Here is a 17,656-nt window from a genome sequence, read left to right on the forward strand (position 1 = left end):
GGTTGGTGGTTTCGCTGAATAGGAAGGTGCGCAAGGCACCGATCACTCCCTCCATCAAGGTCACCACTACCAGGGCAAAGCCCAGCACCTGCAAGGTGTCAAGGCTGCGCTGGTTGATCACCTTGTCGATGATCACCTGAATCAGCAGGGGGTTGGCCAGGCTGAACAGCTGCACCACAAAAGAGGCGATCAGCACCTGGGTGAGGATGCCGCGATAGCGCTGTAGGGCCGGCCAGAACCAGGCAAAGCCAAATCGCTGCTCAGGGGTAGCCGAACTGCGCTCCAGCAACAGCACGTCGATGCCGTCGGGGAAAGCCTCGGGAAGCTGGTCGGGGGAGAGTTCCACCCAACCCTGGCGAGGGGAGGCCAGCACTAAACCGCGGGCATTGGCGCCCCGCACCACAGCAAAACCGCCCTGCCAGGGAATCAGCGCCGGGGTCTGCAAGCGAGTGCCCTGGTTAGCAGGCACCCGCACGCCGCTTACGTGCAGACCCATCATCGCGGCGAGGTTGCCGCAGAGCTGCAGGTCGGGCGTTTGACCGCGGCGCAGCACATCGCGCAGGATTTTCTCGATCGCATCGCGGCGGAAGGGCAGCTTGAGCTCCGCCGCCAGCATCTGGAAGCAGGCGAGGGTTTCTTCAAGGGGTCCGTTGCCGCGCAGTAGCTGCAGTGCCGTGCGATCCCGCTGGCCAAGATCAAGGCCCGAGGCCAGCGGCGGGTTGGCGCCGCCAGGTTGGCCGCTACCGCTACCGGAGCCCTCGGGCATCAGCTCGGCTTCCAGCACTGGAGCCACCGGCGCCAGCAGCCCTGCAGGCAGGGCGATCAGGCGCGGCGGGAGCGGTGGAGTGGCCACCGGCACGCCCTGACGCGGATTCAGCGCAGCCCCTAGGGGGTGGTCAGGCAGGTTGTGGCTGGCGGCCAGCAGGCTGAATTCAATTGGCAAGGCAGCCAGAGCCGAGGGCTCTGGGGCAACCAGCCGAGCCTGGGTGCGGGCCTGATCCAACAATTCCTGCAGGGAGGTTCGGGCCTGTGGATGCTGCTCAAGCAGCAGGGTCAAGAGGGCTGCCAGCTCAGCTGTGAAAAGGTGGGAGCCGCACCACTGGGCAAAGGAAGGCTCGCTGGCCAGCAGCTCCAGCACGAGGGCATCCGGCAGCACTAGAGCTTCCAGTTCAGAACCAGCACTCACCTCCTCACAGGGAGCGGCGCGCAGCAGGGAAACCAGCCCAATAAAGCTGTCTGGGCCAAGCTTCTCGGCAGTGCGCAAGCGGCCCTGATCCCGCACCAGCAAGCGGGCCGTGCCGGATTGGATCAGCAGGATCTCGGAAGGAATTAAACCCCCCAGGCAAAGGGGGTCACCAACGCCAAAATGACGCCGACTCAGCTGGCGTTGCAAACTCTCGCAGCTGTTGTGCGACAACCCGGCAAAGGCGGGATGGGGTGGCAGCTGCAGCAAAATGAATTAGTTCGTCGGACCGATTATGAAGCAGGCCTCAGCGATTCAGAAGCATCGCTGGACACGGGCAACGAAAGCAGAGGTCGCAGGTCAGCGAGATGCCGCTCGACTTGCTCAGAAATCCACTGTTCGAACAGCTCTTGGGCCATGAGGGCGGCCGTGCCCTCGTCAAAGGTAGCGGGCGTGAGGCTCTCAAGCCGCACCACCAGCCACCAGGATTCAATCTGGAACGGCTCGAGCACCACGCCTGGGGGCGCAGTGCGCAAACGATCGACCAAGGCAGGGTGGGCTTGGGTCAGTGGCACGGGGCCAACGATGCCGCGGGTGGCCTGCTCAGGTCCTTCGGCGTAGCGGGCAGCTAGATCGGCGAAGTTGGCATCGCCGTCATCAATGCGCAAATAGAGCTCACGGGCGAGACCGCCATCGCGGAGGCGCAGCAGGCTGTAAACGACGCGATCGAGCTGATTCTTGCGCTGTAGAAAGCGGGCTTCAGCCTTGGCCGAGAAGTCCCGCTGGCAGAGGAGCTGCAGCTGAAGGGGCTGACGCATCTGCGCCTCGAGGGCGACTGGACTGAGCATCTGGGCAACAGCCCAGGCCTTGAGGGTTTCGGCGTCGCGGATCTGGCGCTGACCACAAAAAGCCTGCCTAGCTTGATCTACTTGCTCATCGCTAAGAGCAACATCGCTAGCCGCCAAGGCCAAAAGGTTAGCGCGCACATAGGACTCAAGCAAACCAAGACGGGCCAAGTCTCTGATCGAAACTACAGGAACCTCTTGAGATTCAGCCAAAATCAAGTCCACCCTTGAGCTATTTGCAGCATAACAATTGCGCGATTGGGCACAGCGCCCCAAGGCCTGTCAATTAATTTATCACTAAAGCCCTAAATATGCTGCCCCGTGCGGACCAAGACTGGATACAAACATATGCAAATAAGGCTCAAAGTAGTCATGGCTTCGCACTCACCTGATTCAGCAACTAGGCCTGGGCTGGCATGCCCACAAGCGCTCCACACCAAAAGGAACGCCAAGCGCTAGACCATTCTGGATTTTCCATTCCCTTAAGCCCGGTGTCCCAGCCACTGGCCGCCGATTCGCTGCCAGCCGGTGCCCTGCCGGTAGTGGAAACCTTCCACTCCCTGCAGGGCGAGGGGCTCCATGCCGGCCGCAGCGCTTTTTTCATCCGGCTGGGGGGCTGCGCAGTGGCTTGCTCCTGGTGCGACACCAAGCACTCCTGGCCTGCTGAGCTGCACCCCAGGCGCCCCCTAGCCGAGCTGGCCACCGAAACCAAGGCCGCCGCGGCCGCGGGTGCCGCCTTTGTGGTGATCACCGGCGGCGAACCGCTGCACCACGATCTCGGGCCCCTCTGCCAGTCCCTAGAGCTCTCGGGCCTGCCCCTGCACCTGGAAACCAGTGGCGTTGATCCGCTCAGCGGCCGCTTCGCCTGGATCACCCTCTCGCCCAAGCGCCACCGCCCCCCCAGCGCTGAGCTGCTGGCCGCCTGCCAGGAGCTCAAGGTGGTGGTACATGAAGCCAGCGATCTGGCCTTCGCCGCAGCCATGGCTGCCCAGGCCCGTGAGGGGCGCGGCGACAGCCCGGGCCCCGAGCTGCTGCTGCAACCGGGCTGGGACTCCCCAGCCGGCCAGACCCTGGCGATCGATTACGTGCGCAGCCACCGCCGCTGGCGGCTCAGCCTGCAGAGCCACAAGTTGCTGGGATTGCGCTGATCACTGCAGCTGCGCCGGGCGCTCCTGGCTTTCCGCCTTCCACAGCCGCCAGCGCAGCTCCAGCGGCCGGGGGGCATCGACCACGATCGGGCGGCTGGCGTTGTAGGGCACCACAAACGCCTTACCGGCCATCGGCACAAAGCCGCGCCGGCGCGGCTGGTCCGCCGGGCAAGCCATGCGGGTGGAGGCCAACGGCCCCACATCCGTGACCCGATAGATCACTGGGCCACCTTTCTGGGCGGGTTTCACGGCGCGGAGCTTGCCGCCGAACATCTGGCGATTGCAATCCAATTGCACCAGCTGTCCCACCAGCAACTGCACCCGCCAATCGGCGGTGTTTGACGACAGGGCGGCATCGGAGTTGGGGGGCAGCACCCCCGGCAGCTGGATCACCCAGCGCCGGTCGCCAGCGGCGACTTTCGGGTAACTGGAGAGATCGAGCCGGGGTACCGCCGAAACGGGCGCCGCAGCGAGCAGCAAAACAAGCGCCGCGTTCTTGATGCCCCTGGCCCAATCCATATCCCCATATCCATGGTTATGGCCATCGTGGCGGCTGCAAGCGGCGCTGGCATTGGGGAAGATGTACTTCTGTACAAGCTCCTCAACGCCATCGCCAGCTCAGTAGTCGTGTCTGCCGCACCCATGCCTGACCCACCCCTTGCGATCGCCCTGCTCTCGGGCGGCCTGGATTCGGCCACCGCCGCGGCCCTGGCGATCGAAGCCGGTTATCGGGTGATCGGGCTGTCGCTGGATTACGGCCAGCGCCATCGCCGCGAACTGCAGGCCGCCGCCGAACTGGCCCCGCTCCTGGGGCTGGCTGAACACCACACCATCGCCGTCAACTTGGCCGCCTGGGGTGGCTCAGCCCTCACCGACAGCGCCATCGCCGTGCCCAGCGCCGGGGTTGAGGCGGGCGTGATCCCGAGCACCTACGTGCCGGGACGCAACACCGTGTTCATCGCCTTGGCGCTGAGCCTGGCTGAGGCCCGCGGCGCCCAAAAGCTGGTGCTGGGCGTGAATGCTATCGACTACTCCGGCTACCCCGACTGCCGCCCCGACTACCTCGAAGCCTTCCAGACCCTGGCTGAGCTGGCCAGCAAGGCCGGCCGCGAAGGCCACGCCACCCAGCTCTGGGCACCCCTGGTGACCTGGAGCAAAACCCAGATCGTGCAAGAGGCCCGGCGGCTGGGCGTACCGATCGAGCGCACCTGGAGCTGCTACGAGGGTGGCGAGCGGCCCTGCGGCGTGTGCGACAGCTGCCGCATCCGCGATGCCGCCCTGCTGGCAGCCGGGGCATGAGCCCGCCCCTACATCACCCCCTGCCCTGGCGGGATCCCTGGCCCCTGGTGCAAGCCCTGGCGGCCGAGCTGGGGAGGGAGGGTCTGGTGTGGCTCGATAGCGATGGCAGCGCCCAGGGCCCCTGCAGCCGCCTCGGCCTGGCGCCCCTAGAGCAGCGCATCTGCCGCGGCCTGCCGGAGGAGAGCGGCGCCAGTGATCCCTTTGCCCTGCTGGCCGATCTGGCCGCTGATGGCGGCCACTGGATGGGCTGGCTCAGCTACGAAGCCGGGGCCTGGGTGGAGCCCGCACCCCATTGGCAATCGCCCGACATGGCCCTGCTCTGGGCCGCCCGCCACGACCCGGTGCTGGTGTTCGACCATGGCAGCCAGCAGCAGTGGCTCGAGGGTCAAGATCCAGGGCGGCTGAGCAGCTTCGCTGCCCTGCTGGAGCGACTTGATCTAGGCACCGCGCCTGCGAGCCAACCCCCGGCCGCGATCGCGCCAGCCTCCTGGCACTGGCACACCCCACCGGAGCACTTTGCCGCCCAGGTGGAGCAAGTGCTGGCCTGGATCGCCGCCGGCGATCTTTTCCAAGCCAATCTCACCGCCTGCTGCGAGCACATCTTATTAAGCCCCGCCGATCCCCTCGGCCTTTACGGCCGCCTGCGCGAGCTCTGCGCCGCCCCCTTTGCTGGCCTGGCAATCGCCGGCGGAGCGGCGGCGGGGGAGGCGGTGCTGTCGGCCTCGCCGGAGCGGTTCCTGCGGGTGGGGGCTGGTGGGGGAGTGGAAACCAGGCCGATCAAGGGCACCCGGCCGCGCCATGGCGATGCCGACGCCGATGCCGACGCCGCCGCCGACCTGGTGACCAGCCCCAAGGACCGGGCCGAAAACGTGATGATCGTCGACCTACTGCGCAACGACCTGGGCCGGGTGTGCACGCCAGGCTCGATCCAGGTGCCCCAGCTGGTGGGGCTGGAGAGCTACCGCCAGGTGCACCACCTCACCTCGGTGGTGCGGGGCCAGCTGGAGCCGGGGCTGAACGCGATCGACCTGCTACGGGCCTGCTGGCCGGGCGGTTCGATCACCGGCGCCCCCAAGATCCGCGCCTGCCAGCGCCTGCATGGCCTCGAGCCGGTGCCGCGGGGGCCCTACTGCGGCTCGCTTTTCCGGCTGGGCGGCGACGGCCAGTTTGACAGCAACATCCTGATCCGCTCGCTGCTGCTGCGCGGCCAGCGCCTACGGGCCCACGCCGGCTGCGGCATCGTGGCCGACTCCGACCCCGCCGCCGAAGCCGAGGAGTTGGGCTGGAAACTGCAACCGCTGCTCGAGGCCCTGGCATGAGCGCCCCGATCGCCTGGCTGGGCGACGGCACGGGGCAGGGGCGCTGGGGCACACCGCAGACCCTGACCCTGCCGATCAGCGACCGGGGCCTGCTGCTGGCCGATGGCCTGTTTGAAACCCTGCTGGTGGAGGCAGGTCAGGCCTGGCTGCTGGAGGAACACCTGGCCCGCTGGCAGAGCTCGGCGGCGCTGCTGGGGCTGCCGCCACCGCCAGGAGCCGCGACCGTGCAGCCCCTGATCGCCGCAGCGATCGAGCGCAGCGGCATCGGCACGGCCCTGGGCAGCAGCGGCGCCCTGCGACTCAACTGGAGCCGCGGCAGCGGTGCACGGGGCATCGACCCACCCCGCAACGGCAGCCCCAGCTTCTGGCTGCAGCTCAGTGCCAGCAAACCGTGTTTTGAGCCGGTGCGAGTGATCGTTAGTCCCACCGAAACCCGCAGCGCCACCAGCCTGCTGAGCCGCTGCAAGAGCTTCGCCTACGGGGCCTCGATCCAGGCCCGCCGCCAGGCCCTGGAAGCCGGCGCCGACGACGCCCTGCTGAATAGTTCGGCCGGCGGCCTCTGCTGCGGCACCAGCGCCAACCTGCTGGTGTGCCGCGGGGGCTCCTGGATCACCCCGCCCCTAAGCAGCGGCTGCCTGCCAGGGGTGATGCGGCAGCGGGGCCTGAATCGGGGCCTGATCATTGAAGCCCCGATCCACGAGCAGGATCTGGCCAGCTGGGAGGCGGCCTGGTTGATCAACAGCCTGGGCTGCCGGCCGCTCAGCCAGCTGGGCTGCGCGCTCTTGCCAGGAGAGGGCGCTGGCCGGAGCAGCATTGCTGCTGAGGCATTTTGGCGCCAGCTTTTAGGTCAATTGCAACCCATGGTGGAAATGCGATAGGTGAAACCAGTGGCCGCCTGGTCTGCACTGGCACCGATCTTGAAGTTGAGCTGGCTCACGGTTTTGCCAGGAATGGCGGGGAAGGGACCCCACATGCGACCGGTACCCACCTGGGGCGCAAACGACTCATTGATCACCTGCAAGCTGGAGCCGTCAGTGAACTTGAGATAGCCCTGAATGGGGTACGTGGCACTCACCGAAGAGTTGGCGGTGAAGAAAAACTTGTAACTGGCGTAGGGCTGGGTCACGAAGAAATCGGTGTTCCAGTTGGGACGGCCAAACGGATTGCCAGGGCCGACAGTCTTGGTGATGATGTTGGTAACACCATCGCCGCCCACTGGCGCCAGAAACTGGCAGGTCTGGGCTTGGGCTGGAGCCAGGCCAGCAACCAGGGTGGTACTGCACAGACCGGCCGCGAAGGCCGCCAAAAGGGAAGCGCGCATCAAATTTGAAGGTGAAGTTGCCCACCACCTCTATAACCTCAAACGCTCAAGAAGCGCTGGATCATCTCCGGACTGAGATCTGCCGTAGCGCCACTGGCCACAATTCCACCCTTCTGCATGGCGTAGTAGCAGTCGGATTGGCGCACAAAGCTGGCGTGATGCTCCACCAGCAACACCGAAATCCCCGTCTCCCGAATGATGCGGCCCACTGCCCGCTGGATGTCGAGCACCACCGATGGCTGGATGCCCTCGGTGGGTTCATCTAGCAGCAACAGGCGGGGCTTGCCGAGCAGGGCTCGGGCAATGGCTAGTTGCTGCTGTTGACCACCGGAGAGGTCGCCACCACGGCGGGCCAGAAACTTCTCCAATACGGGGAACAGCTCAAACACCAGCGGATCGATGTGGCGATGGCGACCCATGCCCCCCGGCAGGGCTTCAAGGCCCAACAGCAGGTTTTCGCGCACACTGAGCTGGGGAATAATCTCTCGCCCCTGGGGCACGTAACCGATGCCGGCCCGGGCGCGGTGGTGGGGCAGTAGGGACGAGAGTTCCTGGCCTTCAAGCTGCACCGAACCACTGCGCTGGCGCAACAAGCCGATGATCGTCTTAAGCAGGGTGGTCTTACCGACGCCGTTGAGGCCGATCAGGCAAGCCATCTGACCCGGCGCGATCGAGAGATCGACGTTGCGCAGGATGTGGCTCTCGCCGTAGTAAACGTTGAGACCGCGGATGGCGAGCAGATGCCCATCACTACCCTCGGGGGGATGGGGGGTGACCGGTTCACCGCGGGAGATAGTGCTGGTCATGCTGGGTCCTCAACTCCTAAGTACACCTCGATAACGCGGGGATCGCGCTGCACCTCATCCATGCTGCCCTCGCAGAGCACATGGCCCTCGTGCAGCACCGTGACTGGGCAATTGAGTTCGTGGATGAAGTCCATGTCGTGCTCGATCACAAGCACGGTGTGATCACCGGCGAGGCTGCGCAACAGCTCGCCGGTGCGCTCGGTCTCCTCATCGGAGAGCCCAGCGACTGGCTCATCCACCAGCAGAACCTCGGGATCCTGGGCCAGCAACATGGCGATTTCGAGCCACTGCTTCTGGCCGTGGGAGAGGCTGCCGGCCTGCTGGGAGGCGTGGGCTTCTAGACCCACAACGGCGAGCAGCTGCTGCACTCGGTCGCGCTGGGCGGCACTGAGGCTGCCAAACAGCAGGGTGAAGGGCGAATGGCTGCCCTTGACGGCCAACTCAAGATTGCGCCGGGGCGTGAGGTTGTGATAAACCCGCGGCGCCTGGAACTTGCGGCCGATGCCGAGCCTGGCGATGCGGTACTCGCTGATGCCCACCAGCGAGCGACCCCGGAAAAACACATCACCCTTGGTAGGCCTCACCTTGCCGGTGATCACATCGAGGAAGGTGGTCTTGCCAGCGCCGTTGGGGCCGATAACGGCCCGCAGTTCGCCGGGAATGAGGGAGAGATTGAGGTCATTGAGCGCCCAGAAGCCATCAAAGCTGACACTCACTTGGCGCAGTTCAAGCAGGGCAGTCATGGCAAACCTCCAGATCCTGTGGAACCGGTTTCTTCAGCAAAGGCACGGGCTTCGATCTCGCGCTTCTCAGCCTGTACGAGTGGATCGAGGTCAAGGCCCGGATAGGTGGGAGCCAGCGGCGGCCAGCCCACCATCGCCTGAATGTGGCGAAGCCCGCCTTTGCGCCACCAGCCCACGACGCCATCGGGCAGGGCTGTAACCACGAGCAGGAAAAGCCCCCCCTGAACGAACAGCCAGGTTTCGGGTAGCTGCTCGCTGATCAGGCTCTTGGCGTAGTTGATCAACACCGCACCGAGCACGGCGCCGATCAGGGTGCCGCGGCCCCCCACCGCCACCCAGATCACCATCTCAATCGAGAAGGGCACCGACATGAACTGGGGCGAGATGATGCCCGATTGCACGGTGTAGAGGGCACCGCTGATACCGGCAAGAGCACCAGCCACCGTGAACACCAGGGTCTTGTAGGCGGTGGGGTTGTAGCCGGTGAAGCGCAGCCGCGGCTCGTCATCGCGCACTGCCACCAGGGCGTCGCCAAAGCGACCGCTGGTGAGCCAGCGGCAGAGGAACCAGGCAGCCACCACGAGCAGCACCGTGATCCAAAAGAGGTAACGCTGCATGCCATCGGAACCCACCAGCTCACCGAAGAAGCGAGCGGTGTCTGTCTTGAGACCGTTGGTGCCATTAATCAGCTTCTGCTGGCCATTGAAGAAGTTGAAAAACACCAGCAGGGCCGCCTGGGTGAGGATCGAGAAGTACACCCCCTTAATGCGGTTACGAAATACAAGGAAGCCCAGTACTCCAGCCACAATCGCTGGAATCACCCAGATCGCCAAAAGCGTAAACAGGGGCGAGTTGAACGGCTGCCAGAAGAGGGGCAGGCTCTTGACTCCATAGAGACTAAAGAACTCCGGCAACTGGCCAGGCTCAAGCGAATTGAGCGAAAGATGCATCCCCAGGGCATAGCCACCGAGGGCAAAGAAGATTCCCTGACCAAGGCTGAGCAGGCCGGTAAAGCCCCAAATCAGATCAACACCTAGCGCGACGATACCGAGGGCTAAAAAGCGACCGAGCAGGTTGAGCCGAAAGGGCGGCAATACGAAGGGCAGGATCAGGGCAGCCGCCACGATCAGAATCCAGGGCCACCAGCGACGCAGAAAGACAATTAGGAAAGGTGAGCTGCTCATCGCCTCAGGCCTCCACCATGCGTCCCTTTTGCGGGAACAGGCCTGCAGGCCTGAACTGCAGAAAGACAACAATCAGCACGAACACCAGCACCTTCGCCATCGACGTGGTGGCAAAAAAGGTGATCGTCTCGTTCAGGCCGGCGGGCATCGTCGGCCAAAGCAGCAGCAGGGAACCAGAGCCGAGCACATAGCTCAGGATGCCGATGCCGAGAGCCGCCACCACGGTGCCGAGCAGTTTGCCAACCCCACCGAGCACCACGACCATGAAGCAATCAACGATGTAGTTACCGCCGAGGTTTGGTCCCACCGAACCCAGCAGGGTGACAGCGACACCGGCAACCCCGGCCAGCCCCGAGCCCACCAGAAAGGTGAGGGCGTCAACCTTTTCTGTGGGAATGCCAAGGCAACTGCTCATCGGCCGGTTCTGGGTTACGGCCCGAATGCGGATACCCCAAACACTCTTCTGCAGAAACCAGTTCACCGCCACAAGAGCAATTGCCGTCAGCGCGATGATGAACAGACGGCCGGTGGGCATCGTCACCCCCGCCAGATCGATCGAGCCACGCAGCCACTGCGGCGCCGTGACGTCAATGTTGCGAGCGCTGAACCAGGGCTGATCCAGGGCTCTCACGCTGCCAAGGGCCGAAGCCAGCCCAATGCCCAGAGCGCCGGCCAGCACCCAGCTGCCAACACCAAGCAGCGGCGTCCAACGCTTCTGCCACCAGAGCTGGGGGGTGAGGCGCGGCGCGAACAGTCCCAGCAACACCGCCAGCAGCAGACCGGCAAAGAAGGCCGTAGAAACGGAGCGCACGAACTGCTGCAGGATGAGGCTGACGCCCCAGGTGGCCAGCAAGGTTTCCAGGGGACGGCCGTAGAGGCGCCTAATCACCGTCTTCTCGAGCAACAACCCGGCCAAGCCACTAACCAGAAAGGCGATCGGAATCGCAATCAGTAAATAAATGGGGAAGAGGCCGGAAAGGGGGCCGTTCTTAAGCAGGTTCTGCACCACAAAGGTGGTGTAGGCACCGAGCATCATCAATTCCCCATGGGCCATGTTGATGACACCCATCAGGCCGAAGACCACAGCGAGGCCAAGCGCCGCCAGCATCAGCACCGAGCCGATCGCCAGGCCGTTGAAGAGCGTGTCGTAAAGAGCTGTCATGGAGTCCCGGAGGGGACAAAGGAACAAAAACAAAAAGAAAAAGGGGGAAGAAGACTAAATGTCTCTCCCCCCTGCGGCTAATCAAAGTGCGCTGATCACATCTTGAACTTGCCAGCGTCAGGACGATCCTGGGTCCAATCGCAAGTGTAGCCCTTGGTTTCGGGAACAAACTGGTTCCAGGCAATCGGCTTAACTACGCCTTGGTTTTCAATGATCTTGAACATGCCATCCTTTTGGACCTCACCAATCATCACCAGCTCGGTGGTGTGATGGTTGGGCTGCACCTCGATCTTGCCCTGGGGGGCATCGAAAGTCACACCAATCAGGGCTTTGCGCACAGCGCTGTTGTCAACGCTATTGGCCTTCTCCGCTCCAGCGGCCCAGAGGTAGATCATGTTGTAGGCAGACTCAGCCGGGTCGTTGGTGACGCGGTTTTCGCCATACTTGGCCTTGAAGTTATTGGTGAACTCCTTGGAAGCTGGTGTATCCAGGCTCTGGAAGAAGTTCCAGGCCGCATAGGTGCCTTCCAGATACTCAGGGCCAATTGCCGCAACCTCCTCCTCAGCAATTGAGAAGCTCATGATCGCGTAGCCGTTGGCAGGGGTGATGCCAGCGGCCTGCATCTGCTTGAAGAAGGCAACGTTGCTATCACCATTAAGGGTGTTGACGATCACGCCACCCTTGGGCAGGGCCTGCTTGATCTTGGCAATGATCGGAGCTACCTCAGTGTTACCAAGTGGCAGGTAGTCCTCACCCACCAGATTGCCGCCCTCAGCCTTTAGCTGCTCCTTCATGATCGTGTTCGCGGTGCGCGGATACACGTAATCGGAGCCAACTAGGAAGAAGTCCTTGCCCTTGTTCTTCAGCAGCCAGGAGACCGCGGGTTCGGCCTGCTGGTTAGGGGTAGCACCACTGTAGAAGATGTTCTTGGAGCACTCCTGGCCTTCGTACTGAATCGGGTAGAAGAGGAAGTGATCCTTGGCCTCGAATACCGGCAGCATCGCCTTACGGCTAGCAGAGGTCCAGCCTCCAAACACCACAGCAACCTGATCCTGATCGATCAACTTCTTGGCTTTCTCGGCGAAGGTGGGCCAATCCGAGGCGCCATCTTCTTCGACGGGAACAATCTTCAGCTTCTTGCCCTCGATGGTGATCCCGCCCTTGGCGTTGATCTCATCGATGGCCATCAACTCGGCTTCAGCCACCGTGTTTTCGGAGATGGCCATGGTGCCGGAGCGGGAATGCAGAATTCCCACCTTCACTTCACCGTCAAAATCGCCAGAGGCTTTTTCACCGCCGCCGCCGCAGGCCACCAGCGAAAGGCTGGCTGCCATCGCCGTAGCACCAGCTACATAACGCATGGTGGTTTTGCGCATCAGGGAAGACTTCATAAAAACTCCTACGGGAAACCGCTGAATGTCCCGCTGCTATTTAGCGGTCATTGGAAGGTATCCAGTTGTCACACCTTGGCTTTGTAGCGGTTGCAACAGTTCCTTAAACACAAGACAATCAGGGCAACTGAGCCCACAAAAACTGTTCCACCGCCTCCAGCCCCTCGCCGCTGCGGATGTTGGTGAAGCACCAGGGGCGCCCAGGGCGCATGCGCTCGGTATCCGCTGCCATCACCTCAAGGCTGGCGCCCACCATCGGCGCCAGATCGATCTTGTTGATCACCAGCAGGTCGGAGCGGGTGATCCCCGGACCGCCCTTGCGGGGGATCTTGTCGCCAGCGGCGACATCGATCACGTAGATGCAGAGATCCACTAGTTCCGGGCTGAAGCTGGCAGCCAGGTTGTCGCCGCCGCTCTCCACCAGCACCAAATCCAAATCGGGGAAGGCCGCCTCCAGCTCGGCCACCGCCGCCCGGTTGATCGAGCAGTCCTCCCGGATGGCGGTGTGGGGGCAGCCGCCGGTTTCGACGCCGCGGATGCGTTCGGGCTCTAGGGCCCCAACTCGGGTGAGGAACTGGGCGTCTTCTTGGGTGTAGATGTCGTTGGTAACAACCGCCAGCTGCAGGCGATCGCGCAGCCGCCGGCATAGGGCCTCCACCAGGGCCGTTTTGCCAGAGCCCACCGGCCCAGCTACGCCCACCCGCAGCTTGCTCATCCGATCCGCTCAGCTGCGAAACAGCCTGGAGTACAGCTCGGCGTGGCGCAACTGGGCCAGACCCGCACCCACACCACCGCTCCAGAGCTGATCTGGATCGGCAGCCGCCAGTTCCAGGGCCCGCTCGGCAATCAAAGGCGCCAGGCCCAGCTGTAGGCGCTGGGCCTCGGTGGGTCCTAGGGGCACCAGCCGCAAGGCCGCACTGAGCTGGTTTGCCACCCAGCCATACAAGTAGGCCTCCACCAGCTCGGTGGCAGCAACCTCCAGGGCGCGGCCCGCCAGGGCAAAGGCTGCCGGCCAGGCCAGATTCAAGGCGGGCGGATTGAAGCCCAGATCGGCCAGCAGCCCCAGCAGCGACGCGCCCATCTGGCGCTGCTGGGCGCGCACCTCCGCCGCCTCCCGCAGGGCCAGCAACCAGCTGTCGCGCTCGCGCAATTCGGCCATCTCAGCCAGCAGCAAGCCCGGCAGGCTCGCCGCCTCCAGCGCCAGGGTGCCGCGCTGCAGCTCGGCCACCAGCCAGGCCCTCACCCCAGCCCCATCCAGCAATAGTCCGCGCTGCACCAGCACCTCCAAGCCCTCCGAATAACTGAAGGCCCCCACCGGCAGCGCCGGGCTGATCAGTTGAAACAAGCGCAGCCGGCTAGTGGTCATGGCTGTGACCGTGGGCGGAGCCATAGGCACCGGACTCGGGCTGAAAGGGAGCCTGCAGCTGGTCCACCTGCAGACCGCGATACTCCAGCAGGTGGGCCAGCACGGAATCGGCGAGCAGGCGCAGTTCACCAGTCCTGATCTCCATGGCCACGTGGCGATTGCCAAGGTGATAGGCGGCCTGGAGCAGGGCCAGGGGATCGGCGCTGCGCACCTGCATCAGCTCCTCCAGCGCCGCCCGCACCTGCACCAGCGGTTCGGCAGCCGTGGCGGCCAGCCACTCACCGGGCTGCAGGGCTGCCCCCCGGGGCAGCTGCAGCAGCACCTGCCTGCCACAGGCAGTGCAACGCAAACCCCGCAGCTGGGTGCGCTCCGCCGCCGAAAGGGCCAGCACCAAGCCAGGAACGGCCCCCGGGCTGGCGGCCAGCCCGCGCTCACGCAGCACCAACGGCCGGTCAGCAGGCTCAGAGCTGGCCATCGCCGGGTGCACCATGGTCTTTAAACAGCATGCCTGGTGAATCATCCCAACACCATTGCGGCAGGCCGCTGGCACGGCGCCGCTGAGCTGGAGTTCACGGCCCGGCAGGGCAGTCCGGGGGAGCCGACTGCAACTGTGCACCAGGGCTGGGCCACCTCCCCCCTGAAATTGCAACGGGCCTACCCCCAGGCAGACGGCCGCTGCGAATTGCCCCTCCTGCACACCGCCGGCGGCCTGGTGGGGGGCGACCAACTCACGCTGCGGGCCCACCTCGCCCCAGGCAGCCAGGCCCTGATCACCAGCGTGGCGGCCCAGAAGGTTTACGGCACGGTGGGGCGCTCCCGTTTGGTGCCGCAGGGCCAGTGGGCCCGGCAGAGCCTGCACTTCAGCCTTGAAGCCGGTAGCGACCTGGAATGGCTGCCCCAGGAGTTGGTGCTGTTTGCCGGCGGACTGCTGGAGCAGAACCTCACGGTGGAGCTAGCAGCGGGGGCCAGCTGGCTGGGCATGGACGTCGTGCGGCTGGGCCGCAGCGCCGCCGGCGAAACCCTGGGCCAGGGGTGCTGGCGTTCACGGCTGCAGATTTGCCGCCGCGGCCCCGAAGGCCGCCGCTGGGAGCTGGTGGATCCCCTGGAAATCAGCGGCGCCCAACTCGCAGCAGAACACGGCATGGCCGGCCAACCGGTGCTGGGATCGCTGGTGTGGGCAGCGCCGCAGCCCCTGGGGGCCGCTGCCCTGGCCCAGCTGCTGGCCGACTGCCGCAGCGACCGCCAGGGCCTGGAGGGCGAGATGGCCTGCGGCGCCCTAGGCCAGGGCCTGATCGCCCGCTACCGCGGCCCTTCCAGTCAGGCGGCCCGGTTTTGGTTCACCAGGCTATGGGCCCGAATCCGGGACGCACGCGGCCTCGGCGCCCCAGAACTGCCGCGGGTATGGCCCTTCCAGGAACAGCCCATGGGTTCAATCTGAACGGGTCAATGGGCCCTAGTCCTGCCAAAGTTGGGCCATGCACCTAACCCCCCAGGAAAAGGACAAGCTGCTGATCGTCACCGCCGCCCTGCTGGCGGAGAGGCGGCTCAACCGCGGCCTGCGGCTCAACCACCCTGAGGCGATGGCCTGGCTCAGCTTTCAGGTGATCGAGGGCGCCCGCGACGGCAAGACCGTTGCCGCCCTGATGGCCGAGGGCAGCACCTGGCTGAGCCGTGAACAGGTGATGGAGGGGGTGGCGGAGCTGGTGAGCGAGGTACAGATCGAGGCGATGTTTCCCGACGGCACCAAGCTTGTGACCCTGCACGACCCGATCCGCTGATCACTGCCCCCCAACCCCGATCCGCCATGCCCCCCCTGATCCCCGGTGAACTGCTGCCCGAACCCGGCGAGATCGTTCTGAACGCCGGCCGGCCCGTGACAACGCTGCTGGTGGCCAACACGGGCGATCGGCCCGTGCAGGTGGGCTCCCACTTTCACTTCTTTGAGGCCAACAGCGCCCTGGAGTTCGACCGCGACGCCGCCCGCGGCCTGCGGCTCGACATTCCCGCCGGCACGGCTATTCGCTTCGAGCCCGGCGACAGCCGCGAGGTGCAGCTGGTGCCCTTTGCCGGCGAGCGCCGCATCTTCGGCTTCAACGGCTTGGTGAACGGCCCCCTCGATTAACTCCCCATCCCATGCCATACCGCATCTCCCGCCGCGCCTACGCCGAGACCTACGGCCCCACCACCGGCGATCGGCTGCGCCTGGCCGACACGGAACTATTTCTGGAGGTGGAGAAGGATTTCACCGTCTACGGCGATGAGGTGAAGTTTGGCGGCGGCAAGGTGATTCGTGACGGCATGGGCCAGAGCCAGACTTCCCGCGCTGAAGGCGCCGTGGACACAGTCATAACCAACGCCCTGATCCTGGATTGGTGGGGGATCGTCAAGGCCGACATCGGCCTGCGCGACGGCCGCATCTGCGCCATCGGCAAGGCGGGCAACCCCGACACCCAAGCGGGCGTGACGATCGTGGTGGGGCCGGGCACCGAAGCGATCGCCGGCGAGGGCCACATCATCACCGCCGGCTCAATCGACACCCACATCCACTTCATCTGTCCCCAGCAGATTGAAACGGCCCTGGCCAGCGGTGTAACCACCCTGCTGGGGGGCGGCACCGGCCCGGCCACCGGCACCAACGCCACCACCTGCACCCCGGGCGCCTTTCACCTGGCCCGCATGTTGCAGGCCGCCGAGGGGCTGCCGGTGAACCTCGGCTTTTACGGCAAAGGAAACGCCTCCACTCCCGAAGCGATCGAAGAGCAGGTGCGCGCCGGCGCCTGCGGCCTCAAGCTCCACGAAGACTGGGGCACCACCCCAGCCGCGATCGACTGCTGCCTCACGGTGGCCGACCGCTTTGACGTGCAGGTGTGCATCCACTCCGACACCCTCAACGAGGCCGGCTTTGTGGAAGACACGATCCGCGCCATCGGCGGCCGCACCATCCACACCTTCCACACCGAGGGGGCCGGCGGCGGCCACGCCCCGGACATCATCAAGATCTGCGGCGAAGCCAATGTGCTGCCCAGCAGCACTAACCCCACCCGCCCTTATACCCGCAACACGCTCGACGAACACCTCGACATGCTGATGGTGTGCCACCACCTAGATCCGCGCATCCCGGAAGATGTGGCCTTTGCCGAATCGCGCATCCGCCGCGAAACGATCGCCGCCGAAGACATCCTCCACGATCTGGGCGCCTTCTCAATCATCGCCAGCGACTCCCAGGCCATGGGCCGGGTGGGCGAGGTGATCACCCGCACCTTCCAGACCGCCCACAAGATGAAGGTACAGCGCGGCGCCTTGCCCGAAGACTCCAGCCGCAACGACAACACCCGGCTGAAGCGCTACATAGCCAAAACCACGATCAACCCTGCCATCGCCCACGGGCTCGATTCCCAGATCGGTTCGGTGGAGGTGGGCAAGCTGGCTGACCTGGTGCTATGGAAGCCGGGCTTTTTCGGGGTAAAACCGGAATTGGTGATCAAGGGCGGCTCGATCGTGTGGGCCCAGATGGGCGATGCCAACGCCTCGATCCCCACCCCCGGGCCGGTGCACGGCCGGCCGATGTTTGCCGCCTTTGGAGCGGCCCTAGCCCCCAGCTGCCTCACCTTCATGAGCCAGGCAGCCCTCGATGCCGACCTACCCCGCCAGCTGGGCCTGAAACGCCCCTGCGTGCCCGTGACCAACACCCGCGGCGACATCGGCAAGGCCTCAATGAAAAACAACACGGCCCTGCCGAAGGTTGAAGTAGACCCCCAGACCTATGAGGTGTTCGCAGATGGGGTGCTGCTCAGCTGCGAACCAGCCGAGGTGCTGCCGATGGCCCAGCGCTACTTTTTGCTCTAGCTGGCCTTCCGTATCAATCCACACCGGCGCCGACCCCAAGGGG

At 64.7% G+C, this 17,656-nt stretch carries 20 protein-coding genes; 8 read left to right on the top strand and 12 right to left on the bottom strand.

Features of this window, described 5'->3' with window-relative positions; genetic code table 11:
• Both AC01FP_RS08890 and AC01FP_RS08895 read right to left on the bottom strand, forming a co-directional pair.
• Positions 1–1,453, bottom strand: a 1,453-nt coding sequence (locus tag AC01FP_RS08890) for a cyclic nucleotide-binding domain-containing protein (protein WP_474479653.1), incomplete at its 3' end; no start/stop codon positions are given.
• A gap of 23 nt (positions 1,454–1,476) precedes the next feature.
• Complete coding sequence (locus AC01FP_RS08895; protein WP_474479654.1) at positions 1,477–2,169, bottom strand: peptidylprolyl isomerase; 693 nt, start codon at positions 2,167–2,169, stop codon at positions 1,477–1,479.
• 350 nt (positions 2,170–2,519) lie between these two features.
• On the opposite strand from AC01FP_RS08895, the gene AC01FP_RS08900 reads away from it, so the two are divergent.
• Complete coding sequence (locus AC01FP_RS08900; protein ID WP_474479656.1) at positions 2,520–3,176, top strand: 7-carboxy-7-deazaguanine synthase QueE; 657 nt, start codon at positions 2,520–2,522, stop codon at positions 3,174–3,176.
• Here the strand turns inward: AC01FP_RS08900 and AC01FP_RS08905 are convergent, their stop codons facing one another.
• Positions 3,177–3,695 carry an ecotin family protein gene (locus tag AC01FP_RS08905; RefSeq protein WP_474479657.1) on the bottom strand — a complete coding sequence of 173 codons (519 nt, stop codon included), beginning with the start codon at positions 3,693–3,695 and terminating at the stop codon, positions 3,177–3,179.
• A 123-nt stretch (positions 3,696–3,818) separates the two neighbouring features.
• On the opposite strand from AC01FP_RS08905, the gene queC reads away from it, so the two are divergent.
• From queC to AC01FP_RS08920, 3 genes are read left to right on the top strand one after another with little or no spacing between them, the layout of a single operon-like run.
• Complete coding sequence (queC, locus tag AC01FP_RS08910; protein ID WP_474479705.1) at positions 3,819–4,475, top strand: 7-cyano-7-deazaguanine synthase QueC; 657 nt, start codon at positions 3,819–3,821, stop codon at positions 4,473–4,475.
• A complete protein-coding gene (locus AC01FP_RS08915; RefSeq protein WP_474479659.1) occupies positions 4,472–5,794 on the top strand; it encodes an anthranilate synthase component I family protein in 1,323 nt (440 codons plus the stop codon). Before queC ends, AC01FP_RS08915 begins: the two co-directional genes overlap by 4 nt.
• Entirely contained in the window at positions 5,791–6,672 is an 882-nt protein-coding gene (locus AC01FP_RS08920; protein ID WP_474479661.1) for an aminotransferase class IV, read from the top strand. The genes AC01FP_RS08915 and AC01FP_RS08920 overlap by 4 nt, the downstream gene beginning before the upstream one ends.
• Here AC01FP_RS08920 and AC01FP_RS08925 read toward each other — a convergent pair.
• The 9 genes from AC01FP_RS08925 to ureE form a co-directional block, all read right to left on the bottom strand.
• A complete protein-coding gene (locus tag AC01FP_RS08925) occupies positions 6,642–7,115 on the bottom strand; it encodes a hypothetical protein (RefSeq protein ID WP_474479662.1) in 474 nt (157 codons plus the stop codon). The genes AC01FP_RS08920 and AC01FP_RS08925 overlap by 31 nt on opposite strands.
• Positions 7,116–7,153: 38 nt before the next feature.
• Positions 7,154–7,921, bottom strand: coding sequence for an urea ABC transporter ATP-binding subunit UrtE (gene urtE, locus AC01FP_RS08930; RefSeq protein WP_474479663.1), 768 nt, complete (start codon positions 7,919–7,921; stop codon positions 7,154–7,156).
• Positions 7,918–8,664, bottom strand: a complete 747-nt coding sequence (gene urtD / locus AC01FP_RS08935; RefSeq protein ID WP_474479664.1) for an urea ABC transporter ATP-binding protein UrtD — start codon at positions 8,662–8,664, stop codon at positions 7,918–7,920. The genes urtE and urtD overlap by 4 nt, the downstream gene beginning before the upstream one ends.
• Entirely contained in the window at positions 8,661–9,848 is a 1,188-nt protein-coding gene (urtC, locus tag AC01FP_RS08940; protein WP_474479666.1) for an urea ABC transporter permease subunit UrtC, read from the bottom strand. Before urtC ends, urtD begins: the two co-directional genes overlap by 4 nt.
• A 4-nt stretch (positions 9,849–9,852) precedes the next feature.
• Positions 9,853–11,010 carry an ABC transporter permease gene (locus tag AC01FP_RS08945; protein ID WP_474479667.1) on the bottom strand — a complete coding sequence of 386 codons (1,158 nt, stop codon included), beginning with the start codon at positions 11,008–11,010 and terminating at the stop codon, positions 9,853–9,855.
• Between the two features lie 95 nt (positions 11,011–11,105).
• On the bottom strand, positions 11,106–12,386 hold the full coding sequence (urtA, locus tag AC01FP_RS08950; RefSeq protein ID WP_474479668.1) for an urea ABC transporter substrate-binding protein: 1,281 nt from the start codon (positions 12,384–12,386) through the stop codon (positions 11,106–11,108).
• Positions 12,387–12,519: 133 nt separating this feature from the next.
• The gene (ureG, locus tag AC01FP_RS08955; protein ID WP_474479669.1) at positions 12,520–13,116 is read right to left on the bottom strand and encodes an urease accessory protein UreG; all 597 of its coding nucleotides are present in this window, start codon (positions 13,114–13,116) and stop codon (positions 12,520–12,522) included.
• 9 nt (positions 13,117–13,125) lie between these two features.
• The gene (locus tag AC01FP_RS08960) at positions 13,126–13,767 is read right to left on the bottom strand and encodes an urease accessory protein UreF (RefSeq protein WP_474479670.1); all 642 of its coding nucleotides are present in this window, start codon (positions 13,765–13,767) and stop codon (positions 13,126–13,128) included.
• Positions 13,757–14,242: an urease accessory protein UreE gene (gene ureE / locus AC01FP_RS08965; RefSeq protein ID WP_474479671.1), complete on the bottom strand. Its 486-nt coding sequence runs from the start codon at positions 14,240–14,242 to the stop codon at positions 13,757–13,759. Before ureE ends, AC01FP_RS08960 begins: the two co-directional genes overlap by 11 nt.
• 36 nt (positions 14,243–14,278) lie before the next feature.
• Here ureE and AC01FP_RS08970 point away from each other — a divergent pair, with 36 nt between their 5' ends.
• Genes AC01FP_RS08970 through ureC form a run of 4 tightly spaced genes read left to right on the top strand, consistent with a single transcriptional unit; the run spans position 14,279 to position 17,613 of the window.
• A complete protein-coding gene (locus AC01FP_RS08970; RefSeq protein ID WP_474479672.1) occupies positions 14,279–15,205 on the top strand; it encodes an urease accessory protein UreD in 927 nt (308 codons plus the stop codon).
• A gap of 37 nt (positions 15,206–15,242) precedes the next feature.
• Complete coding sequence (locus tag AC01FP_RS08975; protein WP_474479674.1) at positions 15,243–15,545, top strand: urease subunit gamma; 303 nt, start codon at positions 15,243–15,245, stop codon at positions 15,543–15,545.
• A gap of 26 nt (positions 15,546–15,571) precedes the next feature.
• On the top strand, positions 15,572–15,889 hold the full coding sequence (locus tag AC01FP_RS08980) for an urease subunit beta (RefSeq protein WP_197152525.1): 318 nt from the start codon (positions 15,572–15,574) through the stop codon (positions 15,887–15,889).
• An 11-nt stretch (positions 15,890–15,900) separates the two neighbouring features.
• On the top strand, positions 15,901–17,613 hold the full coding sequence (gene ureC / locus AC01FP_RS08985; protein ID WP_474479677.1) for an urease subunit alpha: 1,713 nt from the start codon (positions 15,901–15,903) through the stop codon (positions 17,611–17,613).
• The last annotated feature ends 43 nt before the right edge of the window (positions 17,614–17,656 follow it).

Source organism: Cyanobium sp. NIVA-CYA 375, assembly GCF_056108345.1.

Bases quoted from the DNA above. Each gene is read 5' to 3' on its own strand.
- AC01FP_RS08905 (WP_474479657.1), bottom strand. From the start codon at position 3,695: ATGGATTGGGCCAGGGGCATCAAGAACGCGGCGCTTGTTTTGCTGCTC.
- queC (WP_474479705.1), top strand. From the start codon at position 3,819: ATGCCTGACCCACCCCTTGCGATCGCCCTGCTCTCGGGCGGCCTGGAT.
- AC01FP_RS08915 (WP_474479659.1), top strand. From the start codon at position 4,472: ATGAGCCCGCCCCTACATCACCCCCTGCCCTGGCGGGATCCCTGGCCC.
- AC01FP_RS08920 (WP_474479661.1), top strand. From the start codon at position 5,791: ATGAGCGCCCCGATCGCCTGGCTGGGCGACGGCACGGGGCAGGGGCGC.
- AC01FP_RS08925 (WP_474479662.1), bottom strand. From the start codon at position 7,115: ATGCGCGCTTCCCTTTTGGCGGCCTTCGCGGCCGGTCTGTGCAGTACC.
- urtE (WP_474479663.1), bottom strand. From the start codon at position 7,921: ATGACCAGCACTATCTCCCGCGGTGAACCGGTCACCCCCCATCCCCCC.
- urtD (WP_474479664.1), bottom strand. From the start codon at position 8,664: ATGACTGCCCTGCTTGAACTGCGCCAAGTGAGTGTCAGCTTTGATGGC.
- urtC (WP_474479666.1), bottom strand. From the start codon at position 9,848: ATGAGCAGCTCACCTTTCCTAATTGTCTTTCTGCGTCGCTGGTGGCCC.
- AC01FP_RS08945 (WP_474479667.1), bottom strand. From the start codon at position 11,010: ATGACAGCTCTTTACGACACGCTCTTCAACGGCCTGGCGATCGGCTCG.
- urtA (WP_474479668.1), bottom strand. From the start codon at position 12,386: ATGCGCAAAACCACCATGCGTTATGTAGCTGGTGCTACGGCGATGGCA.
- ureG (WP_474479669.1), bottom strand. From the start codon at position 13,116: ATGAGCAAGCTGCGGGTGGGCGTAGCTGGGCCGGTGGGCTCTGGCAAA.
- AC01FP_RS08960 (WP_474479670.1), bottom strand. From the start codon at position 13,767: ATGACCACTAGCCGGCTGCGCTTGTTTCAACTGATCAGCCCGGCGCTG.
- ureE (WP_474479671.1), bottom strand. From the start codon at position 14,242: ATGGCCAGCTCTGAGCCTGCTGACCGGCCGTTGGTGCTGCGTGAGCGC.
- AC01FP_RS08975 (WP_474479674.1), top strand. From the start codon at position 15,243: ATGCACCTAACCCCCCAGGAAAAGGACAAGCTGCTGATCGTCACCGCC.
- AC01FP_RS08980 (WP_197152525.1), top strand. From the start codon at position 15,572: ATGCCCCCCCTGATCCCCGGTGAACTGCTGCCCGAACCCGGCGAGATC.
- ureC (WP_474479677.1), top strand. From the start codon at position 15,901: ATGCCATACCGCATCTCCCGCCGCGCCTACGCCGAGACCTACGGCCCC.